This is a genomic window from Micromonospora sp. PRAS1, from assembly GCF_059553435.1.
Genome location: NZ_JCANNB010000079.1, coordinates 1 through 5,020, shown reverse-complemented (window position 1 = coordinate 5,020; position 5,020 = coordinate 1). Strand labels below are relative to the sequence as shown.

General features: G+C 68.0%; 6 protein-coding genes. 4 read left to right on the top strand and 2 right to left on the bottom strand.

What is annotated here, in order from left to right; genetic code table 11:
* Nucleotides 1-618 (bottom strand): IS5 family transposase (locus tag AC507J_RS32045; protein ID WP_496294267.1); only part of this gene is annotated, 618 nt, incomplete at its 3' end.
* A gap of 161 nt (nt 619-779) precedes the next feature.
* Here AC507J_RS32045 and AC507J_RS32040 point away from each other — a divergent pair.
* Entirely contained in the window at nt 780-1,532 is a 753-nt protein-coding gene (locus AC507J_RS32040; RefSeq protein WP_496294266.1) for a putative endonuclease domain-containing protein, read from the top strand.
* 229 nt (nt 1,533-1,761) lie between these two features.
* Here the strand turns inward: AC507J_RS32040 and AC507J_RS32035 are convergent, their stop codons facing one another.
* Nucleotides 1,762-2,187: a hypothetical protein gene (locus AC507J_RS32035; RefSeq protein WP_496294265.1), complete on the bottom strand. Its 426-nt coding sequence runs from the start codon at nt 2,185-2,187 to the stop codon at nt 1,762-1,764.
* A gap of 149 nt (nt 2,188-2,336) precedes the next feature.
* Between AC507J_RS32035 and AC507J_RS32030 the strand changes: the two genes are divergently transcribed.
* The 3 genes from AC507J_RS32030 (at nt 2,337) to AC507J_RS32020 (ending at nt 4,692) form a co-directional block, all read left to right on the top strand.
* Nucleotides 2,337-2,978 (top strand): DUF998 domain-containing protein, encoded by a 642-nt coding sequence (locus tag AC507J_RS32030; RefSeq protein ID WP_496294264.1) that lies wholly within the window; start codon nt 2,337-2,339, stop codon nt 2,976-2,978.
* 42 nt (nt 2,979-3,020) lie between these two features.
* A complete protein-coding gene (locus AC507J_RS32025; RefSeq protein WP_496294262.1) occupies nt 3,021-3,392 on the top strand; it encodes a YciI family protein in 372 nt (123 codons plus the stop codon).
* A gap of 61 nt (nt 3,393-3,453) precedes the next feature.
* Complete coding sequence (locus tag AC507J_RS32020; RefSeq protein WP_496294261.1) at nt 3,454-4,692, top strand: RNA polymerase sigma factor; 1,239 nt, start codon at nt 3,454-3,456, stop codon at nt 4,690-4,692.
* The last annotated feature ends 328 nt before the right edge of the window (nt 4,693-5,020 follow it).

The window sequence follows — 5,020 nt, the reverse complement described above, 5'->3', positions numbered from 1 at the left end:
CTTGTCGGCCAGGACGAGGTCGGGGCAGGTGCGGGGCCGGCCTACTCCGAGACGGGTCACCCTGATGCGGCGTAGGACCGGGATGAACTGCGGGCTGTCACCACGGTGCCCGGCGGTCACCACCATTGATAGGACTTTCTGGCCCTGCTCACAGGCCAGATGCGTCTTGGTGGTCAGACCGCCGCGAGATCGTCCGAGGGCGTGATCGGCAGGTTCGTCGTGCACACCGCCGGGTGGCTCCTTCTGCAGGTGGCCGTCGTTGCGGGCGCCGGCGGCGTGTTGGTGGGCGCGGCTGGTCATCGAGTCCACGCTGACCGTCCAGGCGATCCGGCCTTCCGCATCGCCGGCAGCCTGTGACGCGGCCAAGATCTTGTCCCAGGTTCCGTCGCGTTGCCAGCGACGGAACAGACCGTAGACCGTCTGCCAGGCTCCGTACTCGGCCGGGACGTCACGCCAGGGCGACCCGATCCGGATCCGCCACCTGATCCCGTCGATGAGCTGCCGTTTCTTCCACTTCGGCGGACGACCCGTCGTCGGCGCGGCAGGCAACAGCGGGGCCAGAACAGCCCACTGCCTGTCGGTCAGGTCATGCCGCCTCGTCACCGCTACGCTGGGCACGAGGTCTCCGGTATGAAGTTCTTGCTTGGTCGCAGAACCAGATACCGGAGACCTCTTCAGTTGTCGATCACCGCCACGCCGTGCCCCCGACGCTGCCAGCCTGACTTACGAAACACGCCTTAGTCGAGGTTGAACGGCTGCGCAGCTTTATCAATGGGATCTTGGTCCACGACGGCTACGAACTCGTCCAGGTAGACGACATCAGCAGTGCCCCTATATTCGCTCCGCGCCGAATCGGCTCAGGTGTGCGCGGCGCGATGAAAAACCTGATCTTCGCGGCCGTCGGACCCAAGCCGGAGATCGTCCTCGAGGACGCGGTCAACAATGACCTACGCATCGTCCGCAACGAGCAGGGCTGCCTGGTCTACGACCGGCCCCTAGCCGCGCACGGACTTACGTGGGCCGAGCTGATTGACTGGCGGGCTGAGCGGCAGCGCATGACCGGCGCGGCGGCGGCTGAGATCGCACGCGACCTGTACCAGCGGCTAGACAGGTCGCTTGACGACAACCCCGCCGAGCGGCGGATCCTGCGCACGTACGCCGAACGCTACCTCCGGCTCGGCGCGGACATTCCGGCGCTGATCCCGCAGGTCTACTTGCACTACGACCCATACACCCGTAGCCGGTACCTGCCCGGCACGTCGCCGCTGCAGCGCCAGCGCATGGATTTCCTTCTCCTGCTGCCGCATCGGGTGCGCGTGGTCATCGAGTGCGACGGGAGGCAGCACTACGCGGATGATGACGGCCGGGCGAGCCCGCGCCGCTATGCGGCGATGATGGCCAAGGATCGCGACCTGCGGCTCAAGGGATACGAGGTATACCGCTTCGGTGGCCAAGAACTCGTCGGCTCACCCGCCACCACGCAGATGATCAGCGACTTTTTCGACCGACTCGCCGCCCGGTACGCTGACTGAACCTGTGCCGGGGCGAACGCCGGGCCGCTAGCTTGATCTTTAACCTGGGGTTGGTTGGTATCGACCCTGGCTGATCATGGCCGCAGCCCTTGGTTGATCATTCTTTTTGTCTAGGGAAGAAGATCAGGGCCAAGGGGGGCCAGGTGCACCAGTGTCCGGACCGTGAGGTCCGCAATGGTAGGACGACACTGCGCTCCGGCCGTTCGGGTTGATGTGGCTTTCCGCGTTCTCAGAGCCGGGTCATGGTGGAGGCGTAGCCGACTCCGCCGGGGTAGGTCCATTCGCCGGTGACCGTGGTGTCGTCGGTGCTGAATGTGCCCTCGTAGTAGGCGGGGCTGCCTTTCGCACCGGCCCAGATGGTCAGCTTGTCGCCGACGAGTTCGTAGACGTAGTCGAAGGTGTTGCCGGCCGTGTCGTAGAACCGCGACACCACGTCCGCGCCGATCGGTTCGCCGAACGGGTGCAGATTGCCGATGACCTCCAGACCGGTGACGGGTTGGCCGAACTGGCTCAGTTCGACGTGCTGGAGCAGGAAGAATCGGCCGGCCATCCACTCGTACCGCACGGTTCCCTCGGCACCGCCGGTCACTGACCAGGTGCCGACCAGACGGTCCAGAGCGGTCAGTTCGGCGCTCGGCTGGGTGTTCTCAGACATCGTGTCCTCCTCGGTAGGTGTTCGCCGGTACCTCGGAGGCGACGTCCGGGCCTTGACTTCGACGTTGCGTGATCCAGCTCACGCTGTAGAACGTCAAAGTTCGCGGTGCGGCCACGAGGTAGCGGCAAGCACCCACCAAGGAGGAAGTCATGGCCACCGTCGCCGCCACCGTTCCCGCTGCCCGCCGCTCGTCCGACCGCCTGCTCCTCGCCGGCGGCCTCGCCGGACCGGTCTTCTTCGCCTCGGCCGTGACGCAGATGCTCACGCGGGAGGGCTACGACATCACGCGGCACCCGATCAGCCAGTTGGCCACCGGAAGTCTCGGCTGGATCCAGATCACCACGTTCGTGCTCGCCGGCCTCGGCGGGATCGCCCTCGCCGTCGGCGTCCGGCGTACCCTCACCGAGGGCACCGGCCGACGTGTGCTGCCAATCTTCATCGGGATCTTCGGTGCCGGGCTCGTCGCGGCCGGGGTGTTCACGATGGATCCGGAGTACGGCTTCCCGATAGGGACCCCTGACGGGCCCGTCGACGAGATGTCCTGGCACAGCATCGCGCACTCGGCGGCGGCGGCCATCGCCTTCACCGCGCTGGCCGTCGCCGCCATCGTGCTGACCATCCGGTACGTCCGCCGTCGGGCCGCCCTGCCGGCGGCGCTGAACGGCCTCGCCGCGCTCATCCTGCTGATGCCGATGTCGCCGAGCCACATGAGCATCCAGATCGCCGTGAACGGCCTGGCCGCCTTCACCTGGACGACGGTCGTCGCCCTCTCCCTGCGCCGTTCGAGCTGATCGGCGTAGCGTGACCCGAGCCCCGCGAACACAAGGATGATCATGAAGTATCTGCTGCTCAGCTACACGCCGGCCGCCGCCTGGGACGCCGCGACCGCCGACACCCCGTCCGAGGAGGCGCTGGCCGCGTTCGCCGCGTACCAGCGGTTCGAACAGGAGCTGATCGAGACCGGCGAGTTCGTCAGCAGCGAGGGACTCGGTCACCCGGCGGTCAGCACCACGGTCCGCAAGACCCCGACCGGCGTGGTAGCCATCGACGGCCCGTTCGTCGAGCTCAAGGAGGTCCTGGCCAGCTTCGCGGTGATCGACGTGGGCAGCCAGGAGCGCGCCGTCGAAATCGTCTCGCGGATGGTCGAGGTTCTGGGCGAGCCGATGGAGATCCGGCCGATAATGGGCGCGGACTTCGCGGCATGACCCGCCGCATCCAGCGTCGCCGGACGGCGGCAGCCGGGAGGGCACGAACGGCAGTACCGGCGTGACGCCGGACGTCGAGCACCTGCTGCGCACCGAGGCGCCGCAGGTTCTCGGCGCGCTGGTGCGGCACTTCGGCCGCTTCGATATCGCCGAGGACGCGGTACAGGAGGCACTGCTCGTCGCGAGCCGGGTGTGGCCGACGGACGGTGTGCCGGAGAACCCGCGCAGCTGGCTGATCCGGATCGGGTACCGGCGGATGGTCGACCTGCTCCGTACCGACCAGGCCCGACGCCGCCGTGAGCGGCACGCCGGGATGAGCGAGCTGGCGATGCGGGACCCGACCCGCCAGGCGGGCCCTGCGCTGGAGACCGACGACAGTCTCACGCTTCTGCTGCTTTGCTGTCACCCCGCGCTGAGCCCCACCTCCCAGGTGGCGCTCACGCTGCGCGCGGTCGGCGGCCTGACAACGGCGGAGATCGCACACGCGCACGGGACGACCGAGAACACCATGGGCGCCCGGATCAGCCGCGCCAAGCAGCAACTGGCCCGCGCCGGCGCCCGGTTCACCCCGCCGACCGACGCCGACCGCGACAGCCGGATGAACGCTGTCATGCAGGTGCTCTACCTGATCTTCAACGAGGGCTACACCGCCACCACCGGAGACGCACTCACCCGCGTGGACCTGACCCGCGAGGCGATCCGGCTGACCCGTATGCTCCGCGCCTCCCTGCCGGACGACCCCGAGGTGACCGGGCTGCTCGCCCTGATGCTGCTCACCGAGTCGCGGCGCGCTGCCCGTACCGACGGCGACGAACTGGTGCCGCTGGACGAGCAGGACCGGACACGGTGGGATCCCGAGCTGATCCGTGAGGGCACGGAGCTTATCGACAGCGTCTGGCGGCGGCGCGAGGTCGGCGCGTACCAGCTGCAGGCGGCGATCGCGGCCGTGCATGCCGCGGCTGCGGCGCCGGACCGGACGGACTGGCCCCAGATCGCGGCACTGTACCTGGGACTGGAACGGCTCAGTCCGACCGCGCCGGTACGACTGAGCCGGGTGGTCGCAGTCGCGCACGCGTACGGGCCGGCCCGGGGGCTGGCCCTACTCGACGACCTCAACCGGTGCTACCACCTGGACGAGGAACCGCTGACCCAGCAACGCGAACACGCGATCCGCGCACATCTGCTTGACATGACCGGTGACACGGCCGGCGCGGCGGCGTTGTACCGCGAAGCAGCCGCCCTAACCCACAACCAGGTCGAGCATCGATACCTCCAACGCCGAGCCCACCGCCTCGGCTGACCGATCGTCGGCCGGCGCCCGCACATCGGCATGAGCGTGTACCGCGTCAGGTCGTGGAGGCGGGTCCGGCTGAGGGAGGCGCACCCACCAGGCACAGCACGACGAGACAACTATCGTTCAGCCTGAGCCCACCGGCGCCAGGTAACCAACCCTCCGGCAAACCGGGGGAACCTCACTGTTCAACTGCACCTTCATCGGCCCGAGCTGCCATGCCAGCCAGACGGACATTCAGACAACCGGTGTATGCCGCACAGCACGCGGACGGCGGCAGATCCGTGCACCTGATCATGGGCGAGGGGGACAGAGGTCACGACGGTCTCGCCCGCTT

What these genes read in the sequence shown, in the direction of transcription:
- AC507J_RS32035 (WP_496294265.1), bottom strand. Translation starts at nt 2,187, where the DNA reads ATGTCTGAGAACACCCAGCCGAGCGCCGAACTGACCGCTCTGGACCGT.
- AC507J_RS32030 (WP_496294264.1), top strand. Translation starts at nt 2,337, where the DNA reads ATGGCCACCGTCGCCGCCACCGTTCCCGCTGCCCGCCGCTCGTCCGAC.
- AC507J_RS32025 (WP_496294262.1), top strand. Translation starts at nt 3,021, where the DNA reads ATGAAGTATCTGCTGCTCAGCTACACGCCGGCCGCCGCCTGGGACGCC.